General features: G+C 37.4%; 22 protein-coding genes. 1 reads left to right on the forward strand and 21 read right to left on the reverse strand.

All coding sequences use genetic code 11. The features are described 5' to 3' along the window. The 17 genes from C8C76_RS13270 to C8C76_RS13350 all read right to left on the reverse strand — a co-directional run. Positions 1-478: ATP-binding cassette domain-containing protein (locus C8C76_RS13270; RefSeq protein ID WP_146161873.1), on the reverse strand; the 478-nt coding region annotated here is incomplete at its 3' end. 14 nt (positions 479-492) lie between these two features. Beyond that, positions 493-1,599, reverse strand: a complete 1,107-nt coding sequence (locus C8C76_RS13275) for an ABC transporter permease (RefSeq protein ID WP_258222573.1) — start codon at positions 1,597-1,599, stop codon at positions 493-495. Positions 1,600-1,617: 18 nt separating this feature from the next. Then, a complete protein-coding gene (locus tag C8C76_RS13280; protein ID WP_108142452.1) occupies positions 1,618-2,613 on the reverse strand; it encodes an ABC transporter permease in 996 nt (331 codons plus the stop codon). Positions 2,614-2,721: 108 nt separating this feature from the next. Beyond that, complete coding sequence (locus C8C76_RS13285; RefSeq protein WP_108142454.1) at positions 2,722-4,770, reverse strand: ABC transporter substrate-binding protein; 2,049 nt, start codon at positions 4,768-4,770, stop codon at positions 2,722-2,724. Between the two features lie 422 nt (positions 4,771-5,192). After that, positions 5,193-6,692: a GGDEF domain-containing protein gene (locus tag C8C76_RS13290; RefSeq protein WP_108142456.1), complete on the reverse strand. Its 1,500-nt coding sequence runs from the start codon at positions 6,690-6,692 to the stop codon at positions 5,193-5,195. A gap of 251 nt (positions 6,693-6,943) precedes the next feature. Beyond that, positions 6,944-7,576, reverse strand: coding sequence for a bifunctional phosphoribosyl-AMP cyclohydrolase/phosphoribosyl-ATP diphosphatase HisIE (gene hisIE, locus C8C76_RS13295; protein ID WP_375135333.1), 633 nt, complete (start codon positions 7,574-7,576; stop codon positions 6,944-6,946). 98 nt (positions 7,577-7,674) lie between these two features. After that, positions 7,675-8,445 (reverse strand): imidazole glycerol phosphate synthase subunit HisF, encoded by a 771-nt coding sequence (gene hisF, locus C8C76_RS13300; RefSeq protein ID WP_108142458.1) that lies wholly within the window; start codon positions 8,443-8,445, stop codon positions 7,675-7,677. After that, positions 8,438-9,166 carry a 1-(5-phosphoribosyl)-5-[(5-phosphoribosylamino)methylideneamino]imidazole-4-carboxamide isomerase gene (gene hisA / locus C8C76_RS13305; protein ID WP_108142460.1) on the reverse strand — a complete coding sequence of 243 codons (729 nt, stop codon included), beginning with the start codon at positions 9,164-9,166 and terminating at the stop codon, positions 8,438-8,440. The genes hisF and hisA overlap by 8 nt, the downstream gene beginning before the upstream one ends. Next, positions 9,167-9,772 carry an imidazole glycerol phosphate synthase subunit HisH gene (hisH, locus tag C8C76_RS13310; RefSeq protein ID WP_108142462.1) on the reverse strand — a complete coding sequence of 202 codons (606 nt, stop codon included), beginning with the start codon at positions 9,770-9,772 and terminating at the stop codon, positions 9,167-9,169. Next, positions 9,773-10,360 (reverse strand): imidazoleglycerol-phosphate dehydratase HisB, encoded by a 588-nt coding sequence (hisB, locus tag C8C76_RS13315; protein ID WP_108142464.1) that lies wholly within the window; start codon positions 10,358-10,360, stop codon positions 9,773-9,775. It lies immediately after the preceding gene. Between the two features lie 12 nt (positions 10,361-10,372). Next, complete coding sequence (gene hisC, locus C8C76_RS13320; protein WP_108142466.1) at positions 10,373-11,479, reverse strand: histidinol-phosphate transaminase; 1,107 nt, start codon at positions 11,477-11,479, stop codon at positions 10,373-10,375. 53 nt (positions 11,480-11,532) lie between these two features. Next, on the reverse strand, positions 11,533-12,837 hold the full coding sequence (gene hisD, locus C8C76_RS13325; RefSeq protein WP_108142468.1) for a histidinol dehydrogenase: 1,305 nt from the start codon (positions 12,835-12,837) through the stop codon (positions 11,533-11,535). Further along, positions 12,827-13,471 carry an ATP phosphoribosyltransferase gene (hisG, locus tag C8C76_RS13330; protein ID WP_108142470.1) on the reverse strand — a complete coding sequence of 215 codons (645 nt, stop codon included), beginning with the start codon at positions 13,469-13,471 and terminating at the stop codon, positions 12,827-12,829. Before hisG ends, hisD begins: the two co-directional genes overlap by 11 nt. Further along, positions 13,471-14,736 (reverse strand): ATP phosphoribosyltransferase regulatory subunit, encoded by a 1,266-nt coding sequence (gene hisZ / locus C8C76_RS13335; RefSeq protein ID WP_108142472.1) that lies wholly within the window; start codon positions 14,734-14,736, stop codon positions 13,471-13,473. Before hisZ ends, hisG begins: the two co-directional genes overlap by 1 nt. A 230-nt stretch (positions 14,737-14,966) precedes the next feature. Continuing rightward, the gene (gene deoC, locus C8C76_RS13340) at positions 14,967-15,638 is read right to left on the reverse strand and encodes a deoxyribose-phosphate aldolase (protein WP_108142474.1); all 672 of its coding nucleotides are present in this window, start codon (positions 15,636-15,638) and stop codon (positions 14,967-14,969) included. Between the two features lie 71 nt (positions 15,639-15,709). Continuing rightward, positions 15,710-16,702: an aldo/keto reductase gene (locus C8C76_RS13345; protein ID WP_108142483.1), complete on the reverse strand. Its 993-nt coding sequence runs from the start codon at positions 16,700-16,702 to the stop codon at positions 15,710-15,712. Positions 16,703-16,939: 237 nt separating this feature from the next. Continuing rightward, positions 16,940-17,518 carry a nitroreductase family protein gene (locus C8C76_RS13350; RefSeq protein WP_108142485.1) on the reverse strand — a complete coding sequence of 193 codons (579 nt, stop codon included), beginning with the start codon at positions 17,516-17,518 and terminating at the stop codon, positions 16,940-16,942. Positions 17,519-17,811: 293 nt separating this feature from the next. On the opposite strand from C8C76_RS13350, the gene C8C76_RS13355 reads away from it, so the two are divergent. Continuing rightward, positions 17,812-18,615 (forward strand): histidinol-phosphatase HisJ family protein, encoded by an 804-nt coding sequence (locus tag C8C76_RS13355; RefSeq protein WP_108142487.1) that lies wholly within the window; start codon positions 17,812-17,814, stop codon positions 18,613-18,615. Positions 18,616-18,673: 58 nt separating this feature from the next. Here C8C76_RS13355 and otsB read toward each other — a convergent pair whose 3' ends face one another. From otsB to C8C76_RS13375, 4 genes are all read right to left on the reverse strand, one after another. Next, positions 18,674-19,468, reverse strand: a complete 795-nt coding sequence (gene otsB, locus C8C76_RS13360; RefSeq protein WP_108142489.1) for a trehalose-phosphatase — start codon at positions 19,466-19,468, stop codon at positions 18,674-18,676. Then, positions 19,461-20,879 (reverse strand): alpha,alpha-trehalose-phosphate synthase (UDP-forming), encoded by a 1,419-nt coding sequence (locus C8C76_RS13365; RefSeq protein ID WP_108142491.1) that lies wholly within the window; start codon positions 20,877-20,879, stop codon positions 19,461-19,463. Before C8C76_RS13365 ends, otsB begins: the two co-directional genes overlap by 8 nt. A 332-nt stretch (positions 20,880-21,211) precedes the next feature. Beyond that, positions 21,212-21,802, reverse strand: coding sequence for an MBL fold metallo-hydrolase (locus C8C76_RS13370; RefSeq protein WP_108142493.1), 591 nt, complete (start codon positions 21,800-21,802; stop codon positions 21,212-21,214). A 128-nt stretch (positions 21,803-21,930) separates the two neighbouring features. After that, positions 21,931-23,241, reverse strand: a complete 1,311-nt coding sequence (locus C8C76_RS13375; protein WP_108142495.1) for a glucose-1-phosphate adenylyltransferase — start codon at positions 23,239-23,241, stop codon at positions 21,931-21,933. Positions 23,242-23,358: the final 117 nt, after the last annotated feature.

Raw genomic sequence — 23,358 nt, forward strand, 5'->3', positions numbered from 1 at the left:
CTGATAACTGGTGTGGATATTCGTCTACACGCTGTTCAGGCAGCGGAATACCTACTTTCTGCAGCATATCAATTGCCTGGCGTCTGGCTTCTTTTCTATCAACTATTTTATGAAGCATAATTGCTTCCATAATCTGATCTCCAACCGTATAAACAGGATTTAAAGAAGTCATCGGTTCCTGGAAGATCATTGAGATATCATTACCCCGAATTTTTCTCATTTCTTTTTCAGGAATTTTAGTTAAATCTCTGCCGCCAAAATTTATTTCTCCAGCTTCAATTCTGCCTGGAGGTGATTCGACCAGCCTCATAATTGATAAAGAGGTAACACTTTTACCACAGCCGGACTCACCTACAACACCTAAAGTTTCGCCGGGATAGATCTCATAATCAACACCATCTACCGCCTTAACTACTCCTTCTTCTGTATAGAAATATGTTTTTAAATTCTTAACTTCTACTAATGCTTCTTGATTCAATTTATTCACCTACCTTAATTACTCTTCGGATCAAGAGCATCTCTTACTCCATCACCAAAGAAATTAATTGACAGAACAGTAAAGAAGATAAAAGCTCCCGGAATCATTATCCAGGGGTGCTGACCAATTGTCTGGATATTAGAAGCTTCCTGTAAAAGTACTCCCCAGCTGACCATAGGTGGCTGAATTCCAAGCCCCAGATAACTTAAAGTACTTTCAGCCAGGATTAAACGAGGTATTGTTAAAGTCATAACAACTATAATGTGGCTGAAGCAGTTAGGGATTACATGTTTTAAAATTGTATATAAATGATTGGCCCCTAAAGCCTGAGCTGCTTTAACAAATTCTTGTTCTCTATAGCTTAAAACGATTGCTCTAATCTCTCTAGCTAAAAATGTCCACTGAATTAGAGATAACACAACAACTATTCCAATAAAAATTAAAATCGGCGGCCAGGTTGTTGGTATAGCAGCACTTAAAGCCATCATAAGTGGTAACTGTGGAAAAAGCTGAAACATTTCTATTACCCTTTGAATAAGTAAATCAACCTTCCCTGAAAAATATCCAGATATACCCCCAATAAGAGAGCCTACAACAGCTGACAGCAAGGACCCAAAAAAGGCAATAAAGATTGAAATCCTGCTGCCGAAGATTATTCGACTTAAAATATCTCTACCTAACTTATCAGTCCCAAAAAGATGGAAGGTGCCACCTTCTTCAACACCAAAAAGGTGAATGTTAGACTCAAAAATTCCAAATAATTCATATTCCCAACCTTCAACAAAAAACTGCAGTCTATATTTTTGATCCGGATTAATTTCAAAAGTTCTGGCCCAGGTTTCAGGATCCATTCCCTGCTCAACCCCATAAGTAAAAGGTGTTATACTGAAATCACCTTCCTCATCTATAAAATTTAATGGTTGTGGCGGCATATATGCACCTTCGTAATCAGGTTTTCTATAATCATAGGGACTAAAAAACGGAGCAAAAATGCTTAAGATCAAAAGCAAGATAACTATAGTTCCGCCAATCATACCCAGCTTATGTTTTTTATAACGGCGCCAGATTTTTTCTTTATTACTTAAATACTTTTTTCTTTCCTTCGCTTCTTCTTTTTTCAATGGTTACACCTCTCTCCTTTAGTTATACCTAACTCTGGGATCAACCCAGGCCAGTGCAATGTCTGCCAGTAAATTACCAATTACAAGGATTACAGCAATCATCATTAAAAAACTCCCTGCTAAATACATATCCTGATTAACTAAAGCATTATAAAATGCTGGTCCTGTTGTTGGAAGGTCAAGCACAATACTAGTAATCATTTCACCAGTGATTAAAAATGGTAAAGCAGATCCCATTGACATAACTATTGGTTTAATTGCATTTTTTACTGCATGTTTATAAATAACTGTTTTATTTTTTAAACCCTTAGCTTTAGCAGTCTGAATATACTGCAGTCCCAGTACATCTAAAAGGTTAGAGCGCATAACCCGCATATTTCTTGCAGTACCGGCAAAGCCAACTATTATTACCGGCAGCCAGAGGTGTTTGATTAAATCCCAGACTTTAGCTATACTCCAGGGAGCCATAATATATTCATCTGAAAATAAACCGCCAACTCCCATTCCGAGTTCAAAGGAGAAAATATACATCATAAATAGAGCCAGAAAAAAAGCCGGAATTGAAACTCCCAAAAAGGCTAAAACTGTAAAAGTGTAATCAGCAAAAGAGTATTTGTGAGTGGCGGAAAAAATCCCAATAAAGACTCCTGCAAAGACAGAGATGAAATGGCAGAGGCCAGCAATTAAAAGGGTATATCCCATCCTGCTCCAGATTACAGCAGAAACTGATTTAGAATAAAAGAATGAATAACCAAAATCACCTTTTGTAACAATATTTTTAATCCAGTTATAATATTGAACTAGAAAAGGCTTATCAAGACCATACTTCTGCCGCATTTCATTGGCCATTTCTTCTGCCTCTGCAGTTGTAAGACCTGCCTGACTGGTTAACTGATTTTGATAAGAAGTCATATAGTCTCCAGGTGGAAGAGTGAGGATGAAAAAAGCTATTAAACTTACTAACAAGAGCATCGGAATAGCAAGCAGAGATCTTCTAATTATATAACTAATCAATTGTTTTTCCTCCTTAAATTTTTTAAAAAATGTAAAATTTATTCTCTATAATTTAATAATAAGTTTATAATTATAGAGGGAGAATATTGCACTCCCTCTATTTTTGTTTTAATCTAAAGGTAAATGCCATGAACGTTCAATATAATCATTTTTTGTTGGAATAGAATCAAGAAACATTGTTTCAAATTGATCTTCTTGATTTACATAAAGAATCTGAACTGGAATACTGTTAATTGTCCAATTATACATATAGGGCGGAATATCTGGCTGCCAGTTTCTAATTCTTTTATGCAGTCCAGTACCTCTTCTTACTTCATAAACTCCTACTGTATAAACGTTTTCTGTATATAGATTTAATATTTTTTTGAACATTTCTTTTCTTTCAGCTGCATCTGCAACATAACGAGCTTCCTGCATAATCTCCTGAATCTCTTTTTCAAAATCAAGCAGATCTCTCTTGCCACCAGAACCCGCATAGTGCCAGTCAGGAGAATTATTTCTGAATGGTCCAAAGAGCTCCATCTGAATAAATGGAATTGCAGAATCAAGACGGTTAAAGTACATTTCAAAGTCTCCGCCTCCAACTTTAGTGGCAACATTATTAGCAGAAACCAGTCTTACTTTTAAGTCAATTCCAACTTCTCTAAACATTGGCTGTACAGCTTCAGCCGCATTTATACTTGCCTGCTGATCCTGATTAATCATCATTTCAATTACCAGTTCATCTCCAGCAATCTTGCTGTCTTCAGGCCAGTTTAAAATGCCGTCACCATTTGTGTCTTCAAAACCAAGTGAGGCCAATTTTTCTTTTGCAGTTTCGGGATTATATTCGTATTTAACCACACTATTTTGATCATAATAGGATGATCCGCTTGGATATCCTCCATGCCAGGCCTGAGTTAGAGGACCAGGGAAAGCAACATTTGCTATTGCATCTCTGCTTATACTGTGAGAAACTGCTTCTCTAAAAGCTTTTTCTCTAAATAATTCTCTCAGCTCTGCATCTCGATCATTTTCTACACTTAAATAACGGGAAAGATTCATTGAAATATGATAACCAATTCCAAATGGTCCAAATTCAATTTTAAATGGTGCATCTTCCTCTAATGAAGCCTGTCTAACCATACTGAATGTTTGAGGATTTTCTAGATTTGTTCTGTCAGCCGAACCTCCAATTAAATTCATAGTTCTAATATCACCAGATTCAACTTCATTAAAACGAACCTCACTTAAATATGGCAGCTGATTACCTTCTTCATCTACCTGCCAGTAGTATGGATTGCGAACCATTACCAGCTGTTGTCCTGCTTCATATTTTGTAGGAACCCAGGGACCTAAGGTAACTAAAGGTAAATCATCAGGTGGAGTTGCATTTACAAAATCATCATAGGATGCATCTTCATTATAATCGGGATGAAAATTCTTGTAGACATGTTTTGGTGAAACAGCGAAATCTAAATAATCCATATTATAAAAGGCATGAACAGGCTTTTCTATTCCAAAATGCCACTTAATTGTATAATCATCAACTTTTTCTAATTCAGTCTGCTGACCACCATATACCCAGGCCTCTTTACTACCAAAGGTTGGGATGTTGTCATTTAAAATTAAATCATTATAAGTAAATAATACATCATCAGCAGTAAATAGCTCTCCATCAGACCATTTTATTCCCTCTAATAAATTCATTGTTAAAGTTTTTCCATCTGCTGACCATTCCCATCCAGTTACAAGATTTGGTAATGGATCAGGTTGTTCCAGCATCCACATTGGGCCGGAAACTAATAGAGATTCCTGTACTATCTGATTAATTCCAAACCAGCCCTGAGTTTTCTGAGCTCCCCAGTTCCAACTGGCAACAGGTACGGCAAAAGTATCACGCCAGACACCACCATATTCTCCAACTCCGTCAGCCATTATATTGGATTTCACCACTCTTGGTACTTCTGGCAGACGTTCTTCAACCGGTGGCAGTTCACCAGAATCTACAAGAACTTTTAGTTCCGGAGCTTCACTGTATGAATCTAAACTTTGATTAACCCACATTTCCTCTTTTGAAAACTGACCAGCAAATTTCTTCTCCTCTGCGCCAACAACTACAGTGGATAAAACAATAATTATTGAAATAAATATTACTAATGATTTCTTATTAAACATTTTTTCCTCCTTTAGATTTTTGGCCTATTATTTACTTAAAAATTCAAAATATTTTTGTTACCAAAAATTTATCACTCTCCCCTGGCTGAACTTATAATCTTATAAACTTATTATTCTAATTTTTTGCTTCTCTAATTTAATAATTCAAGACTTAATTGAAAACTCCTTCTTTTTTCATGAAATTTTTTTAGTTTTTTTCATGAAAACTTATGAAATATTTTTATATTAGCTATATCAAGGCAAAAAAAATCCCTTAAGTGCTTATTTAAAAGCACTTAAGGGAAACTCTATAATATATTTATTCAAATTAAAATTGGTGTTTGAATTTTATAATTTAATTACATTTTATATAATTCTCTAAAATCTATTAAATAAAAAAGGCAGATTTCTCCGCCTTTTTAAACTATATACTACTTTTTTATCTAATTTTTTTCAATATCAATATCTTTTCTCTTAGCTTTATACATTGCAGCATCAGCATTTTTAATTAACACTTCTAAATCTTTACTGTCTTCAGGATAAAAACTAACACCTGCACTAATACTAATAGAAATTTCTTTGCTATCTACAAAAAGTGGTTTTTTTAGGTCTCTAACTAGTCGTTTTGTCACTTTGATGACCTTATCTTTGGAACTCAGATCAGACAGAGCAATCACAAATTCATCTCCACCCATACGCGCCTTTAAATCATCAGCTTTTAGACTGTTCTCCATTCTGGAAGCAATACTTTTTAAAACTCTATCTCCCATATCATGCCCATAATTATCATTTATTTCTTTAAATTCATCAATATCAATAAAAATAATTCCGATATTATTTCCTGAAAAATCAGCTTTCTCCTTCAACTTTTTAAACTCTTCTACAAAGTATTTTCGATTTGCCAGTCCGGTTAGTTTATCGTGATAGGCCTGGTGCTCAAACTTTTTTAATAAGTAAACTACAATAGCTATAAAACCAGCAAAAAGCGCTGCCAGTAAAACTATATTTACCGCAAATAATTTTCTGTGGCTGCTTATTTCTGACTGCATTATCTGATCATTATATACTATTCCCACCACATAAGAATTCCAGCCCTGCTCATTTTCGTCGTCACTTACTAAAGCCGGGAAAAAGCGATAACTGTGCTGAATTTCCTCTATATTCCGGGAATTTTCCTGCAGAGAATTATTAATTACTGCCTGTCTTGCTAATCCTTCTTCAAATTCTGGCACATCAGGATTTAAATAGGGTTTTTTACTATTCCTTAGTTTAGCTACCTGGTGGTTAATTGGCTCCACACTGTAAAAAGCAATATCTTCTACAAGCTCATATTCTGATGTTAAAGCTGCTGCCTCTTTAAACAGGTTTAAACTCTGAAAGGAGGGATATTGATCTTCAATGCTGACACTGAGCTCAAATAAATACTGATTATCCGGACTCGGCATATAGCTGTACTTTTTTATCTCGCCAGCCTGAGTTGAAATATCGATTCGATCAACCTCAAATTCACTGCCTGCCATTCGTTCTCGCAAAACTGTGGCAAAACTGCCAAATTTAGAAAAATCAAGACCAAGATCTTCCTGATAGGTAGTTTTGATAATTTTTAAATCCCGGTTAACGATATAAATATCATATCCTGAGAAGTTCTGCTGCATCTCTTCTAAATCCCAGCTATTGACATCGGGATTATCCCGGTATTTTCCCACCATCAGCTCAGAATATTCTCGCATCTCAGCGTTCAACTGCTGCTCGGCAATTTTATAGGCATCATTGATATAATTTACTGTCTGAATAATATTTTTCTCAACCAGCTGCTGCTGACTGTTATATTTGTCTTCTACTACTTCTCTAATGTTGGTGTATTGAGTTGAAAATATATAAATCATGATCAGGGCCAGCAGTATAATTATTATGTACTTAAATTTGCTCAACAATTTTTCCAATCTAGTCCCTCCTAAAAGCGGTACTGCACAGAATTTTCTCCTTTAGCATCAACAAGTTCAGCAAAAATTAACCCAACTGTTTTACTATATTATAGCATAAAATCTTTAAAAAGGCACTAATAAAAAAATAAGGTACCGGTTACTTGGATATTTCATCCAAATGTTCGGTACCTTTTGTGAAAGTATTCTTTTTAACCAGGTCCAAAACGGTCGTTTTGGACCTGGTTCATATAAGTTGGTACGTCTAAGTTTTACTTATGTCTCTTTTTAAGTTCTGCTCTTATCTGATCGGGAGTGATGCATCTTTCGGCAAGTAAGACCAGCATATGATAGACTAAATCTGCTGATTCGTAAATCAGCTCCTCATCTGGCTCATTTTTGGAGGCAATTATCACCTCGGCTGATTCCTCTCCGACTTTCTTTAAGATCTTATCAATACCCTCTTCAAAGAGATAAGTTGTATAAGATCCTTCCGGCATTTCTTCTTTGCGGCTTAAAATTAGATCATAAAGAAAATCTACTACTTTTTCTGTTTCAAACTCAGCTTCTATATTCTGGGCCTGCTGCTGCATTTCCATCATTTCTTCAGCTTTAGCATCAGTGTCTTCTGCTATTTTGCGGTAAAAGCAGGAAGTCTTACCTGTATGGCAGGCTGGTCCAGCTGGATCAACCAGAAATAAAATTGTATCCTGATCACAGTCATAATAAATTTCTTTGATTTCCTGGGTATTACCAGAGGTTGCCCCCTTATGCCATATTTCCTGACGGGAGCGGCTGAAAAAAACTGTTTCTCCTTTTTCTAAACTCAGATTAAGAGATTCCTCATTAACATAAGCCACCATCAGTACATCCTTAGTCTGATAATCCTGAACGACAGCAGGCATTAATCCCTGCTGATTAAATTTAAAATCTATCTCTTCTAATTTATCTATTATTTCGAGCACTAAATCACCCTGTCCTTTCTTTACTACAATTTCAAAATTTATTTTTCTTCAATCCTGACTGGAACTTCAGCTTTTTCGAGCTCAGCTTTAACATCTTTAATTGCAATTTCTCCAAAGTGAAAAATCGAGGCTGCCAGTGCTGCATCAGCACCTGTTTTCTTAAAAACATCAATAAAATGCTGAATACTGCCTGCTCCTCCGGAAGCAATAACTGGAATGTTCACTGCCTCAGTCACCGCCTGCAGCATCTCCAGGTCAAAACCTTCTTTGGTTCCATCAGCATTGATGCTGGTCAGGAGGATTTCTCCAGCCCCCAGACTTTCTAATTCTTTGACCCATTCAATTAGATCGATTCCGGTCTCTTTACTGCCGCCGTGGATAAATATTTCCCAGCCGTCAGCATTTTCTCTTTTTGCTGCATCAACTGCTCCAACTATACACTGAGAGCCAAATTTAAGCGCACCCTCTCGCACTAATTCTGGATTTTTAACTGCAGCTGAATTTACTGAAACCTTATCTGCTCCCGCCCGGAGAATAAACTGCATATCTTCTACAGTTCTGATTCCTCCACCAACTGTCAGCGGAATAAAAACCTGAGCTGCTACCTTTTCTACCAGCTCAGCCAGAGTTTTACGTTTTTCTTTGGTTGCTGTAATATCTAAAAAAACTAACTCATCTGCCCCCAGATCATTATATTCTTTGGCTGACTCTACCGGATCTCCGGCATCTCTTAATTCAACAAAATTTACACCTTTAACTACCCTGCCGTCTTTAATATCCAGGCAGGGGATAATTCTTTTTTTAAGCATCTTTTTCACCCAGCTTTTTTAAGACTTCTTTTAGATCAACTTTTCCCTGATAAATCGCCTGACCGGTAATTGCTCCGTAAAAATTATCTGCTGCCAGGTCATATAAATCCTGATTGGAACTGATTCCTCCGGAGGCAATTATCTTCAGCTCAGTTTCTTCCTTTAGCCTGCTTAAACCTTTAAAATCTGGTCCGCTGAGCATGCCGTCCCGGCCGATATCGGTATACAAAATATATTTAACCCCGAGGGCTTCCATCTCTCTGGCAAAATCCAGCATATCTCTCTCACTTGCCTCAAGCCAGCCAGAAGTGGCAACTTTACCATCGCGAGCATCGATGCTAACTAAAATACTTTCTGCTCCAAATTCTTCAATCATCTCTGCCAGCAGCTCGGGATCTTTAACAGCCAGGGTTCCAATTATGGCTCTTTTTACCCCAATCTCTAAAAGCCGCCTGACATCTTCTTTTTTGCGAATCCCACCACCAGTCTGAATTTTGAGCTCAGTTTCAGCTGCAATTTTTTTGATTACTGCGTAGTTCTGACTTTCTCCTGCAGCTGCTCCATCCAAGTCAACTAGATGCAGCCACTCGGCACCTTTGGCGGCAAAATCTTCTGCCACGGCCAGTGGGTCCTGACTGTAGACTGTTTTACGATCAAAATCACCCTGTTTGAGCCTGACTACCTCACCTGATTTCAAATCGATTGCCGGTAATACTATCATCTATAACAACTCCCTAAAATTCTGCAAAAGTTGAATTCCATTATCCCCGCTTTTTTCCGGGTGAAACTGAAAAGCAATTACATTATCTTTTCTGATCACTGCCGGTACAGTAGATCCATAACCAACTGCAGCTAAAACCTCATCTGTAACTTCTGCCAGCTGATAGGAATGAACAAAATAAAAATGAGGATTTTCAGGTAAATCTTTAAATAAAGGATCATCCTTTATTATCTCCAGCTGATTCCAGCCCATATGGGGAACCTTGTACTCAGTCTCCATTTTGATAATATCGCCTTTAAGCAGGCCCAGGCCGGCAGTCTTTTGATCCTCAAATCCACACTCAAATAAAAGCTGCATTCCCAGACAGACACCCAAAAATGGCTTACCAGTGGCTACAAATTTTTCTATAAAATCAACAAAATTATTTTCTTTTAACCTCTTCATTGCTCCGGGGAAGGCTCCTACTCCGGGAAGCACCAGCCCATCATATTTAGCTAGCTCTTCAACTTTTCCTTCTTCTAAGATAACCGTCTCTTCCCCCACAAACTCCAGTGCTTTTTGAATACTGTTTAAATTTCCAGCTCCATAATCAATTATCGCAATCACTTAGAGCACACCCTTTGTGGAAGGTATTTTATCTGATTCAATTTTAACTGCATCTTTAAGAGCTCTGGCCAGAGCCTTAAAAACCGCCTCAATCTGATGGTGACAGTTATCACCATGCAAAATTTCTAAGTGGAGGGTAATCCCCGCATTAAAGGCAAAAGCCCGCATAAACTCTACTACCATCTCCGAAGGAAAATCTCCAACCATTTCTCTTGTAAAGGGAAGATCTGTATATAAATAAGGACGGCCGCTGATATCAACTACCGCTCTGACCAGTGTTTCATCCAGAGGTACTAGTGCACTGCTGAAGCGGCTGATTCCCTTTTTGTCACCCAGAGCTTTGGCAAAAGCTTTGCCGAGAGCTATTCCAGTATCTTCAATACTGTGGTGCTGATCAATGTGAAGGTCACCCTTGACCGAAAGCTCCAGGTCAATATTACCGTGGCGGGCAATCTGGTCTAACATGTGGTCAAAAAAGCCAACCCCGGTTTTAATATCACTTCTGCCTTCTCCATCCAGATTCACACTGGCAATTATCTCTGTTTCTTTAGTTTTTCGCTGTTCAACTGCTACCCGATCTCTACTCATTATAAATCACTCCTAATTTTGCTGCTTAAATTCTGCAAAAGCTGCAAGCACAGCCTCATTTTCTTCGCTGCTGCCAACCGTTATTCTCAATGCCGCCGGTTCTTTACTGTAAGATCTAATTTTAATTCCCCGGCTGTTTAAAATCTTTTTAAATTCTAAAGTCTTTTCTCCCTCTATGTATAAAAAATTGGCCATTGAAGGATAGAGCTGCCAGCCCTGAAAAGAGTTCAGCTTCTGATAAAGCTTCTGCCGCTCAGCTTTGATAAATTCAATTCTTTCTTTTATAATATCATCATTTTCAATGATTAGACAAGCCAGCAGATCTGTCAGACTGTTTAAATTATATGGTTTTAGGACTTTTTTGAGTTCTTCAACCAGCAGCTGATTACCGTAGAGATAGCCAAAACGAATCCCGGCCAGGCCAAATGCTTTGGAAAAAGTTCTAGTTACTGCCAGGTTGGGATAATTTTCTACCTCAGGCATCAGATCAAAATCATTAAAATCAGCATAAGCTTCATCGACTATCAGCGGGCCAGCAAAATAATCAGCCAGTTTTAAGATCAGCTCCCGCGGAATAATCTCTCCAGTTGGATTATTGGGAGAACAGAGAAAAATCAGTTTTGGCCCCAGTTTGTCAATTTTAGCCTTTAAATTTTCAAAATTAAAATTCTTATCCAGAGGTACTTCCACATACTGACCCCCACTTAATTCTGTAAAATACTGATACATCGAAAAAGTTGGAGCCTGAGAAAGTACTACATCTCCTGGCTCGACAAAACTTCTGATTAAAATATCAAGGATTTCATCAGAACCATTACCGATAATTATTTCTTCAGTACTGACCGATTTCGCTAACTCTCTGCTGAGGTAGGAAGCCAGCTTCTGCTGCAGCCTCTCCGAATAAATCTCAGGATAGCGGTTAATATCGTGCTGGTCAAATTCTGCTTTAAACTTATCTTTAATTTCCTGGGGCAGGTCAAAGGGAGATTCGTTTCCTGATAAATTAATCTTCACCTCAAAATTATCCTTTTCTCCCTGATAAGGAGAAATTGCCCTGACTTCAGGCCGCAACAGATCTTTTAGACTTTTTTCCTTCTTATTTAAATTATTACTGTTCATTTTTTCCTCCTTTAATGATAAATATCATAATTATAATTTATTTTCAGTTAAAGTTAGTTTTCTTTTCTAATCCGAACTGAATTAGCGTGGGCATCAAGTCCTTCACCTTCAGCCAGACAGATCACATCGTCACTGGCTTCTTTTAAGGCCTCTTGACTGTAGTGGATAAAACCGGAATACTTAACAAAATCCCTGACAGATAAGGGTGAAAAAAATCGGGCTGTTGAATTAGTTGGCAGCACATGATTGGGTCCTGCATAGTAATCACCAATCGGCTCCGGTGTATATTCTCCTAAAAAGATAGAGCCTGCATTTTCTACTGCCGGCAGTAGTTCAAACGGGTTTTTGACTGCTAATTCTAAGTGCTCAGGTGCCACCAGATTGATCATTTCCATTGCTGCATTTTGGTCTTCAACTTCAATCATCAGGCCGAAGTTTTCCAGCGATTCTTTGATAATTTCCTTTTTGCTCAGTTTTTCAATCTGTTTTTCTAATTCTTTTTCTACTTTTTCGATCAGCTCTGGTGCATCTGTAACTAAAATCGAAGAAGCAAGCGGGTCGTGCTCAGCCTGACTCATTAAATCAGCTGCGATGTAGGCCGGATTGGATTCTTTTTCAGCCATAATCATAATCTCACTGGGGCCGGCAATCATATCAATTTTAACCTGACCAAAAACCAGTTCTTTAGCCATAGAAACATAAATATTACCCGGGCCAACAATAATATCCACTCCCGGTACAGTTTCGGTTCCATAGGCTGCTGCCGCTACTGCTTGAGCTCCACCAATTTTGAAGATGCGGTCAGCACCTGCAATCTCAGCTGCTGCCAGAATGACAGGACTCACCTTTCCCTCTTTGTCAGGTGGAGTCAGCATTATAATTTCTTCAACCCCTGCCACCTTTGCTGGAATAACAGTCATTAATACTGAAGATGGATATGCTGCCCGACCACCGGGAACATAAACTCCTGCTTTTTTGAGTGGCTGGCAGATCTGACCGGTAATAATTCCCGGTTTTTTCTGCTTCTGCCAGGATTTATCCTTCTGCTCAGCGTGAAAATCCTCTATATTTGCAGCTGCATTCTTTAAGGCTGCTATAAAATCCTCATCTACTTCCTTTAAGGCTGCTTCAATTTCAGCATCTGTTACCTCAAGTTCTGAAGCCTCAAAATCAACTCCATCAAAACGAGATGTGTATTCTAAAACTGCCAGGTCTCCATTTTTTTGTACATTTTTTAAAATGCCGGCTGCAGTCTCACGATATTTGGCCAGATTATCACCGGAGCGGCTTTCCAAAAGCTCCTTAACCTGATCCACATTCCGGCGGCCGTCTTTAATTCTTTTTAGATTAAGCTTCATCACTATCATCTCCATTAACTACCTGATCCAGAGCTTCAATTATTTTAGAAATTTCATCCTGTCTGGTCTTCATACTTACTTTATTAACCACCAGGCGGGCCGATAAGTCTCTGATGCTCTCATAGACTACCAGTCCGTTTTCCTTTAAAGTCCTGCCGGTTTCGACAATATCTAATATAGTATCGGCAAGTCCTGTCAGGGGTGCCAGCTCGATTGAGCCATTGAGTTTAATAATTTCCACCGGCTCTCCTTTACTGCGGAAATAGCGGCGGGTAAAATCCGGATATTTGGTCGCAACTTTGCGCTCCAGTAGAGTATCTTTGCGGTCCGGCAGTCCGGCCAGAGCAAACTCACAGACTCCATATTCTAAATCCAGGACCTCATATAAATCCCGGTTTTCCTCTAATAAAGTATCTTTGCCCACAATTCCCAGATCAGCTGTTCCATATTCAACATAGATTGGAACATCTGCCGGTTTAACAAGTATAATTTCAAATTTTTCACTTTCTATTTCAAAAATTAATTTACGTGATTTAAGCATATTCTCAGGCAGATCGTAGCCCGCCTGACGGAAAAGTTTAACTGCTTCTTTAGCCAGCCTTCCTTTGGCCATAGCTATACAGAGATTATCCATTATTCCCACTCCTCTATTTTATTTAAGATCAGATATTCTAATGCTTCTTTTTGATTTCTTTCGATTACTGCAGTTTCTCCTCCATTTTGCTTTAACTCCAGCTTATCAGTTTTTAGACAGATCTCAAAATTAACCTGCTGAAAATCTAAATATTCTTTGTCTGCTCCATTATAGACTTCAACAACAAAACCAGCATTCCTTAAGTCTTCTGCCAACTCAAAGGCAAGCTTCAGATCTGAGTTATCCTGATAAGATATCAAAAATCTTTTTTCCTGATCTTCACTAAAATTTTCCGTTCTGTTTAAATAATCAAGTAAATTCTCAATTTCTAAGGCAAACCCGACTGCCGGCTCTTCTACTCCAAATTTCTCAGTCAGATTATCATAGCGGCCTCCACTTGCCAGCAGGTTGCTGTAGCCCTTTGCATATCCCTTGAAGATCAGGCCTGTATAATAGCCGTGGCGGGAAATCAGCATCGGATCAAAAGTGATATATTTTAAAGCTTCAAATTCTTTTAACTTATTGAATAATTCGTCTAAAGTCTTCAGAGCCTCTTTGGTATCTGTTGATAACGGCATCTCTTCTAATTTTTTGACTACTTCTTTGGGTTTACCAAAAAGTGAAGGCAGGCTTAATAAAACTTCTGCCGCATCCTCTGTCAGTTCGATATCTTTAATGTAATTTTTAATCCCAACTTTATTTTTAGCTGCCAGCAGCTGGCGCAGCTCAGTTTTTTCTTTTTCAGCGATCTTTAAGTCTGCAAAAATTTCATTGATTAAATCTGCATGACCAATATCAATCAGAGGCTCTTCGACTCCCACTGACTGCATGGTCTTAATTAAAAGTAGAATCATCTCTAAGTCTGATTCCAGGCTGGCTGAGCCGATTAACTCTACTCCCGCCTGTGTTTTTTCTTTTAAGCTTAAGCTCTGAGAATTCTTAGACTGGAAGGCTGAGCTTAAATATGAAAACTTTAGGGGTCTGGGGCTGTCCTGAAAACGACTTGCCGCCAGTCGAGCAATCGGCATCGTTAGATCAGGTCTTAAAACCAGGATCTGTCCCTTATCATCGACCACCTTAAACATTTCACTTTTATCAACCAAACCTTCTATACCTGCATAAAGTTCTAAGGACTCAAGAGTTGGGGTAATAACCTCCCTGTAGGCATTGGCTTCAAATACCTCTCTAATAGTCTGATAGATTCCTCTCCTCTTTCTTAGTTCTGCCGGCAAAATATCGCGAACACCCTCTACAAATGCATTCATCTATAATGACCTCCCGTTTTAATTTAGTGCTTTATCATGGTAAAGTATTAAAATGTTGTATCTATTATATTGATTATCCACTCTGCTGTCAAGTCTTTTAGTAAATTTCTTATTCTGTCTTAATTTTAACACTATTCAAGTGAAATTTAAAAGACCTGCCAGAAAATATTACTCCCAGCAGGTCTTAGTTTGAAAATATCTAGTTTTATAGTAAGAAAAGATCTATAATTTTAATAGTCAGAATTTACTTCAGCACCTTCGATAATCTGCACACCTGAACTGGCTCCAATCCTGGTGGCTCCAGCTTCTATCATGGCCTCAGCTTCAGCTAAACTGTGAATTCCTCCAGATGCTTTGACACCCATTTTTTCACCAACAGTTTTTCTCATCAGAGCAATATCCTCAACAGTTGCTCCGCCACTGCCAAAACCGGTAGATGTTTTAACAAAATCCGCTCCTGCTGCTTTGGCCAGTTCACAGGCTTTAACTTTCTGCTGATCTGTTAAATAACAGGTCTCAATTATAACTTTAACCACTTTGTCTCCTGCAGCTTCAACAACTGCTTTAATATCATTTTTTACCAGCTCATAGTCTCCTTCTTTTAAGGCTCCTACCTTGATTACCATATCAAGTTCATCTGCTCCCTCGGCAGCTGCTAGCTCTGCTTCTGCAATCTTGGTCGCAGTTGCATTAACTCCAAGCGGAAAGCCAATTACCGTACAGACTTTTACGGGAGAATCTGCAAGTTCTTCAGTCATTAAAGCTACCTGGTCCGGATTGGCACAGACTGAAGCAAAATTATATTCCTTTGCCTCTCGACACTTTTCTTTGACAGCTTCTTTCGTTACTTCTGCTCCTAAAATTGTATGATCAATCATTCCTGCAACTTCTTCTTTAGTCATTAATTAAAACCTCCTGCTGGATTAATAAAACTTTAGTCCTAAAACTTTAGTCCTAAAATAATCGTTTTTTATTAAAAATAACTAATGTTTTTCTGCTCCTCCAGTCGATCTGTTGCTGGTGGAGGGGTAATTGAAAGATCTGTTATTTCTTTTCTCCACTCTTTGGTCATTTCAATATCTAAAGCCCCCAGTGACCCCTTTAACTGTTCCAGATTGCGGGCACCGATAATTGGAGCGGTAACTGCTGGATTGGACATAACCCAGGCTACTGCCAGTGAGGCAGGCTCTACTCCTCTGTCTCGGGCATGGCTGCTGAACTCTTCTGCTATCTGATAGTACTGTTTTAAGCCATAGCGAGTAGCATAATCTTCTCTTTCCACCAGTCTACCTTTATCAGGTCGCTTATCTTTTCCATATTTACCGGTCAGTAAGCCGCCACCTAAGGGACTGTAGGAGATAACTCCCAGATTTTCAGCCTCAGCCATCGGCAGAATCTCAACTTCAGCCTGTCTTTTAGCCAGGTTATACATCGGCTGCACAATTTCAAAGCGGGCCAGACTCTCCTGGCGCGAAATACCAAGTGCTTTTTCGATCTGCCAGGCTGCCCAGTTGCTGACTCCCGGATATAATATCTTACCTTCTTTGACCAGATCATCCATAGCTCTCAAGGTCTGCAGCATATCTGTCTTAGAATCAAAGCTGTGAACAAAATAAAAATCTATCCTATCAGTTTTCAACCTCTTTAAACTTTCTTCTACTCCCAGTTTAATATGACGGCGGGAAAGTCCTTTGGCATTTACATCAGCAGCTGTTTTCCCGTAAACTTTTGAAGTTATAACCAGTTCATCCCGACATTTATGTTCCTGCATAAACTTTCCGAGCAGTTCTTCCGAGCGGCCTTCATTATAGACATCAGCAGAATCAAAAAAGTTAATCCCCCGATCACGTGCTGCTTTAAACATCTTTCTCGACATATTTTCATCAGCAATCCCACCAAAAGACATCGTACCAAAACAAAGTGGAGAAACCTGAACTCCTGTTTTACCTACAGTTCTATATTCCATTATTTATCCCTCCCGGATTGTGTAACTTCTACTATTATTATATTTAATTCGAAAGATGATTACAAATTATTCTTGCAATTAATAATAAACAAAAAAGACCCAGTCCTTAGAAAGGTATTCTGGGTCTCCTGCATATTAAAATAAGTGTTCTATATTTATTTTTTTATTCTAGAAAATTAATCACCCTACTTTAGCCGAGAAAGCCTCGCTCATGTTAATGGGCGGGGAGGATGTCAATTAAAATCCAAGCCACTCTGTTTTATCTTTTGGATTTTGGCGCTCTTTTAAAGGAGGGTCCATATCTGGAATTCCAATCGGTATAATTCCAGCAATTTTTTCTGATTCAGATAGGTTAAGCAGTCTCTTTACTCTTTCACTGTGAGCAACATGACCTGCTATCCAGACAGTTCCGAGCCCCTGATCAGCAGCAGTTAACATTAAGTTTTGAACTGCAGCAGAAGCCCCCATTAATGCTTCCTCATCTTTAATTGGATCATCTTCTGTCTCATAACTTATAATTATATGAACTGGAGCTCCACCAAAATCCTTTGCATATTCAAGCATTGGCTGCTTTTTTTCTTCCGGAATATAGGAAGCATTGGGAATATGTTCTTTTGCATGATTATAAAACTCATTACAGATTCCATCTACTATCTCTCCTCTTGCAACATAAAACTGCCAGGGTTGACTATTTCCATCAGAAGGGGCACAATTTGCCCCCTCAATTACTTTTTCAATTTTTTCTTTTGCTGGTATCTCACTTTTATAATTTCTAATACTTCTTCTGTTTTTTACAACTTCAAATAATTCACTCATTTACTATCACCTCATGTTAGTTATTTACTAATTATAAATATTATCCACTGTTAAGATATGATAATAAACTTAAGTAAGTTTGTCAAGTATTTGTTTAGGTTTTATTATTTACTAATTTATCTAATTAAAAATCATCTTATCCTTGAGAAATATTAATAAATCTTTTCTACAAATTCCAGCTATCTATCTGAGGAGATAGGACAGTAGAAATAATATTTAACTTAACAGCTTATTATGCTATGATAAGAATAAGTAGTATTTAGCGACCAAAATAGAAAATAAGGAGAGATTTTATGTTATTTGACTATCATCTGCACTCACATTTTTCTGCCGACTCTGATATGACCATGGACGAGCTCTGTCAGGCTGCAGTTAATAAGGGATTAGACGAAATAGCAATTACTGACCATCATGATATAGATTATAAAGATGATACAATTGAATTTTTAATTGATAAAAAAGAGTATTTAGCTGAAATCGAAAAAATGCAGCAGAAATACAGAGGTCAACTTAAAATCAAAAAAGGAATCGAAATGGGACTCCAGGAACATATCTTTGAAGAATGTGAGCAGTATCTGGCTGATGATTTTGATTTTGTTATTGGCTCTTTTCATACTGCTGAAAAGGCGGATCTATATAATGGAGATTTTTTTGAAAATTACGGCCAATGGGAAGCCTATCTCCAATACCTGAAAGCTGTTCTCAATGTTGTAAAAGATTATGATCATTACAGTGTAATTGGTCATCTGGATATTATTCGCCGCTATGGTGATTTTGAGCAGCAGCCGGGATTGATGGAAGATGAGCAGGCAGCTGAATTGATTAGAGAAATTTTAAAAACAGTCATTGCTAAAGATAAAGGATTAGAGGTTAACACCTCCGGCTACAGAATTGATGGACAGAATCCCCTGCCCGATTTTGAAATTTTAAAACTTTATTACCAGCTGGGTGGTAAAATTTTAACAATTGGCTCAGACAGCCACAATACTGAGACTATAGCCAATAAATTTAATTATACTATCTCCAAACTAAAAGAAATTGGTTTTACAGAACTGACAACCTTTTCAAAAATGAAAGCAGAATTTCATAAAATTTAGCTCCAATTATACAAGACATCTATAATTTAAAAACCAGGCAATAAACAAAGGCAGGAGATTAAAGCTCTCCTGCCAGGTTATTTAATAATTTAGCTGTATCTTCTGGATTTTCTAAATAATATTCAGCTTTTGTATTTAAATTTGAATCATTCTTTACATAAACAGTAATCCCATCATCTAAGACTTCAAATGCATCTTCATCGGTTCTATCATCACCAATATAAATTCTTAAAGCACTATCCAGTTCAAAATTTTCTTTAATCCTTTGAGTCATATAGTCAACAGCTTTTCCTTTATCCCAGCCCTTCGGCCTGATTTCAATAACCTCTCTGCCCGAAAGAAGCTGATAGGCTGATCCAGCAAACAGTGGATCCAGTTTTTTCTCATGCTCTTTTTGCTTTTCTAATGAGTTAAAGTGAAGAGCCAGGCCAAAACCTTTATCTTCAACTTTAACATCATCTGATTTTTGATAGTCTCTCTTTACCTGGTCGTAATTTTTTTGGCTTAAAATGTCAATATTTTTTGTTTGATAGGGATAAACTACTTCAGCTTCAAAACTTAATTCAATTTCCAGACCGTGGCTGCCGGCATAATTGATATCTTCTAAATGAAGCATATTTTTTAATTGACTAAGTTTTCTGCCTGAAACCAGATTTAAATAATATTTGTTCTTCCGCTTAATTATATTCAGGGATTTTTCTATCTGCGGAAGCGCATAAGCAGAAAGTTGCTCTGGATTAAAAGGAGCCAGTGTTCCGTCATAATCAAGAAATATCAGCAGGTTTTCAGCTGCTTCAATTCTTTTTTTAACTGTCTCTAGATTATGAGCATCGAGCAAATATTTTTTATTCATAACTATCAAGCCACTTTTCTAAGAAGTAATTACGCCACCAGTTAATATCATATTCCTTTAAGTCAGCCCGAGCCCGCTTAAGTCTTTCTTTCTTCTCTGATTCGGGCATCTCAAGCCCCTCATATATTCTATCTGCAAGCTCTTCTGTATTGTAGGGATTTACTTTAAGAGCACTATCTAAATATTCTGCTGCTCCTGCAAATTCCGAAAGCAGTAAGACTCCAGAATCCTGAACTGCTAAATACTCTTTGGCTACCAGGTTCATCCCATCAATTGCAGCTGTAATTAGACCGAGATCTGCAGCTTTATAATAGGGCAGCAGCTCATTTTGCGGCACAGATCCATAAAAGTACTTAACAGGCTGCCACTGATCCTTTTGATACTTACCATTAATTTCTGCAACTTTTTTCTCAATTCTTTCTTTCATTTTCTGATATTCTTCAATCCCGGTCCGGCTTGGAGCCACCCGCTGAACAAAGCTAACCCTGCCCTGATATTCAGGATATTTTTCAAAAAAGCGATCAATTCCTTCCAGTCTTTCTTCAATTCCTTTTGTATAATCAAGCCTATCAACTGCAAAGATCAATTTTTCGGTTTCATAATGATCTTTGACTTCTTTAGCTCTGGCAAGATAGTCTTCATCATGGGAAAGCTGGTCAAATTTTTGATAATCAATTCCCAGCGGCACACTTTCAACCTTTGTTTTTGTACCCTGGTAATAAACTTCTCTTTCAGAAAAATCAACTTCTGCCCCAATTTTTTCTGCACAGTTTAAAAAGTTATAGACAAAGAGATCTGTATGGAAGCCTAAGAAATCGGCTGCCAGCATTCCTTCCAGAATTTCTCTGCGCCAGGGAATTGTTCTAAAAGCCTCCCAGGCAGGCCAGGGTATATGCCAGAAAAGTGAAGTTTTAAGCTCGGGCTTTTCTTCTTTTAGAATTCCCGGCACCAGGGTCAGATGATAATCGTGTATCCAGACCAGATCATCATCCTCCAGCTCTTCCAGGACACTTTCTGCATATTTCTGATTAACCTGCTGATAACTCTGCCAGTAGTCTTTTTTATAATTTGCTTTGGAAATAAAGGTGTGGCTGATCGGCCACATAATCTCATTTGAAAACCCATAATAAAAACCATTTTTCTCTTCTTCGCTGAGCTCAATTCTTTTTAAAGTATAGCCGTTCTGATCAGGAACCCGAAGCTTATTATTTTGATCGACTGCTTCAAAATCAGCCTCACCTCGGCCCCAGGCAATCCAGAGCCCATCACCTTCCTGCATCATCGGATCAAGTCCGGTGGTTAGGCCTCCAGCCATTTTTTCCAGTTTTAAATTACCATCTTCAAATACATGTTTATATGGTTCTCCATTGGAAACAAGAACAAGACGATTTTGATCAAATTCTGCTTCCATAATTATTACCTCCTATTTTACAAATTCTCACTTCTCCTATATTACAAAATAACACAAAATGAAGGTAATTAAAGTAATTATTTAACAACTTAACAGCCAATTATTAGCTGGTGATAAGTAGCTATTTAAACATAAAAAAACTCATTTACTAAGTTATCAAAAAAATATTTTCTACCATTTCACTCAAATCATCATTGTTTTTCAACTTTTCATTAAAATCAATCTTTATTTTTATATTTTGATAATAATCCAAAATATTATCAAAATATAAAAAAAGACCTGCATTTAAGGCAGGTCAAATTTTAATATTAACTTTTTATTTCACTAAAATATTATATTTCTAATTCTTCCCCGATTTCTATTACCTGAGATTTACAGCCGATCTGTTCAAATTTACTTGATAAACCTTTTGCCTGCAGAAGTTCCTGTCTTTCTTCAGGATCATAATGATAGGGAACAGCCATGGCCGGATTTAACTTAATAACTTTTTCTAAGTAATCAGCAAAATAATCATTAAAACAGGCTGTAAAAAGCAATTCTATATCTTCTCCTGGATCAGGATAATCAGAGGCATCTGCTGTCTGATATAAGCCTTTATAAAAATAAGCTACAGAGCCTTCAGAATTATAGCAGTCCACATCTAAGACTTTAATTTCATCTTCTATAATGTCTCCAGCTTCTACAACTTCACCCTCGATATCAAATTTATCATAAACTGACTGGGGTGCAAAAACCTTTGTCTCCTCACTGCTTACTGCTGCCAGATCATCTAAATTTATGTGGTCATCGTGCTCATGAGTAATTAATACAATATCTGCTTTAAAATCAGTTTCAACTTCAAAACTGGGGTCAATGACAATCTTTGTATCATTTTCAATTAAAAGAGCTGAGTTTCCTAACCATTTAACTTTGATAATAATCATCTCCTGTTAAAGTATTAGTTCTAACTATAATAATTTTAGCACAAAATACTCAATAAATAAAATAGCTCCCCCGCAAAAAGAGGAGGAGCCTAATTTTTGATTATTTTACCTATTTATTCTTTAATTTTTTAAGTATTTAACTCTCTTACATGATCTGCGTCACCAGCTGCAACTTTTTCTCCGATTTCAGAAGTAATTGTGCTGCCGCTTGGAATCTCTTTACTTTCAAAATCATCTACTCCCACATAGGAAAAAATACGACAGTTTCTGCCAATAGTTGTACCTTCAGGAATTGTAGCTCTTTTAGCAATAACATTTAAACCATTTTCTAATAGATCAGGTTTATCTTTATTGGGAGTTAAATCATCACCATAGCCAATTTTACAGTTAGCCATAACTTCTACTTCTTTATCAATTATAGCCTTTTCTACAACCGAATTGCTTCTAATGACAGTATCATTAAAGATAATTGAATCTCTAACCACTGCACCTTCTTCAACATAAACTCCAGGACTGATAATAGAATTTTCTACAACTCCATTAATTATTGATCCATTGGAAATTAAGCTTTTTGAAGCACAGGCATCCTTACCGAATTTAACTGGTGGTTTCTCTTCACTTCTGGTGTGAAGTTTCCAGTCATCATTATATAAGTTTAAACTTGGGATCGGATCAGTCAATTCAAGACTGCTTTCCCAATAAGCTGCAAGTGTACCTACATCTTTCCAGTAGTCATCAAATTCATAGAGATAAACTCCTTCTTTTTCAATCATTGGCGGAATTATATGATGACCAAAGTCGGAATCCTTTTCGGTACAATATTTTTCAAGTACTTCAAGCAGCACTTCTTTTTTGAAAACATAAATTCCCATTGAAGCTAGATTACTTGGTGGATTTTCTGGTTTTTCTACAAAATCTGTAATTCTCATCTCATCATTGTAATCTAAAATCCCAAAACGATTTGCATCTTCATACGGGACAGGTTGTGCGGCAATTGTTAAATCCGCCCCTTTTTGGCGGTGATAATCTACCATTTTGCTGTAATCCATCTCATAAACATGATCTCCAGATAAAATTACCACATCTTCCGGATCTTTATTCTTAATGAAACTAATATTTTTATAAATTGCATGGGCTGTACCTTCATACCAGTCTGTTGTTCCTGGCTTACCTCTAAATGGCTGCAGAATAGTAACTCCACCCAATCTGCGGTCTAAGTCCCATGGTTTACCGATTCCTATGTGATTATTTAAAGAAAGCGGTAAGTACTGAGTTAAAACTCCTACATTATAAATGCCGGAATTAACACAGTTGCTCAAAGCAAAATCAATCAGTCTAAACTTTCCTGCAAATGGAACACTTGGTTTAGCTCTATGTGCTGATAAAATATCAAGTCTGGTACCTCTTCCACCTGCTAAAATTAATGCTAATGTTTTCATAGAATACCCCCTATTTGTTAGAACGTATTGTCAAAAAATCATTTAATTTATATAGTCAAAACCCTATTGTAGCAGGGATTTGAGCTTAAATACTTGTCACCCCCCTCTTTTTGAGGT

This window comes from Halanaerobium saccharolyticum, assembly GCF_003053565.1.
GTDB classification, from domain to species: domain Bacteria; phylum Bacillota; class Halanaerobiia; order Halanaerobiales; family Halanaerobiaceae; genus Halanaerobium; species Halanaerobium saccharolyticum_B.

Coding starts and splice junctions, on each gene's coding strand:
- C8C76_RS13285 (WP_108142454.1), bottom strand. CDS start 4,770: ATGTTTAATAAGAAATCATTAGTAATATTTATTTCAATAATTATTGTT.
- hisIE (WP_375135333.1), bottom strand. CDS start 7,576: ATGCCTGCTGTCGTTCAGGATTATCAGACTAAGGATGTACTGATGGTG.
- hisF (WP_108142458.1), bottom strand. CDS start 8,445: ATGCTTAAAAAAAGAATTATCCCCTGCCTGGATATTAAAGACGGCAGG.
- hisA (WP_108142460.1), bottom strand. CDS start 9,166: ATGATAGTATTACCGGCAATCGATTTGAAATCAGGTGAGGTAGTCAGG.
- hisB (WP_108142464.1), bottom strand. CDS start 10,360: ATGAGTAGAGATCGGGTAGCAGTTGAACAGCGAAAAACTAAAGAAACA.
- hisC (WP_108142466.1), bottom strand. CDS start 11,479: ATGAACAGTAATAATTTAAATAAGAAGGAAAAAAGTCTAAAAGATCTG.
- hisD (WP_108142468.1), bottom strand. CDS start 12,837: ATGAAGCTTAATCTAAAAAGAATTAAAGACGGCCGCCGGAATGTGGAT.
- hisG (WP_108142470.1), bottom strand. CDS start 13,471: ATGGATAATCTCTGTATAGCTATGGCCAAAGGAAGGCTGGCTAAAGAA.
- hisZ (WP_108142472.1), bottom strand. CDS start 14,736: ATGAATGCATTTGTAGAGGGTGTTCGCGATATTTTGCCGGCAGAACTA.
- deoC (WP_108142474.1), bottom strand. CDS start 15,638: ATGACTAAAGAAGAAGTTGCAGGAATGATTGATCATACAATTTTAGGA.
- C8C76_RS13345 (WP_108142483.1), bottom strand. CDS start 16,702: ATGGAATATAGAACTGTAGGTAAAACAGGAGTTCAGGTTTCTCCACTT.
- C8C76_RS13350 (WP_108142485.1), bottom strand. CDS start 17,518: ATGAGTGAATTATTTGAAGTTGTAAAAAACAGAAGAAGTATTAGAAAT.
- C8C76_RS13355 (WP_108142487.1), top strand. CDS start 17,812: ATGTTATTTGACTATCATCTGCACTCACATTTTTCTGCCGACTCTGAT.
- otsB (WP_108142489.1), bottom strand. CDS start 19,468: ATGAATAAAAAATATTTGCTCGATGCTCATAATCTAGAGACAGTTAAA.
- C8C76_RS13365 (WP_108142491.1), bottom strand. CDS start 20,879: ATGGAAGCAGAATTTGATCAAAATCGTCTTGTTCTTGTTTCCAATGGA.
- C8C76_RS13370 (WP_108142493.1), bottom strand. CDS start 21,802: ATGATTATTATCAAAGTTAAATGGTTAGGAAACTCAGCTCTTTTAATT.
- C8C76_RS13375 (WP_108142495.1), bottom strand. CDS start 23,241: ATGAAAACATTAGCATTAATTTTAGCAGGTGGAAGAGGTACCAGACTT.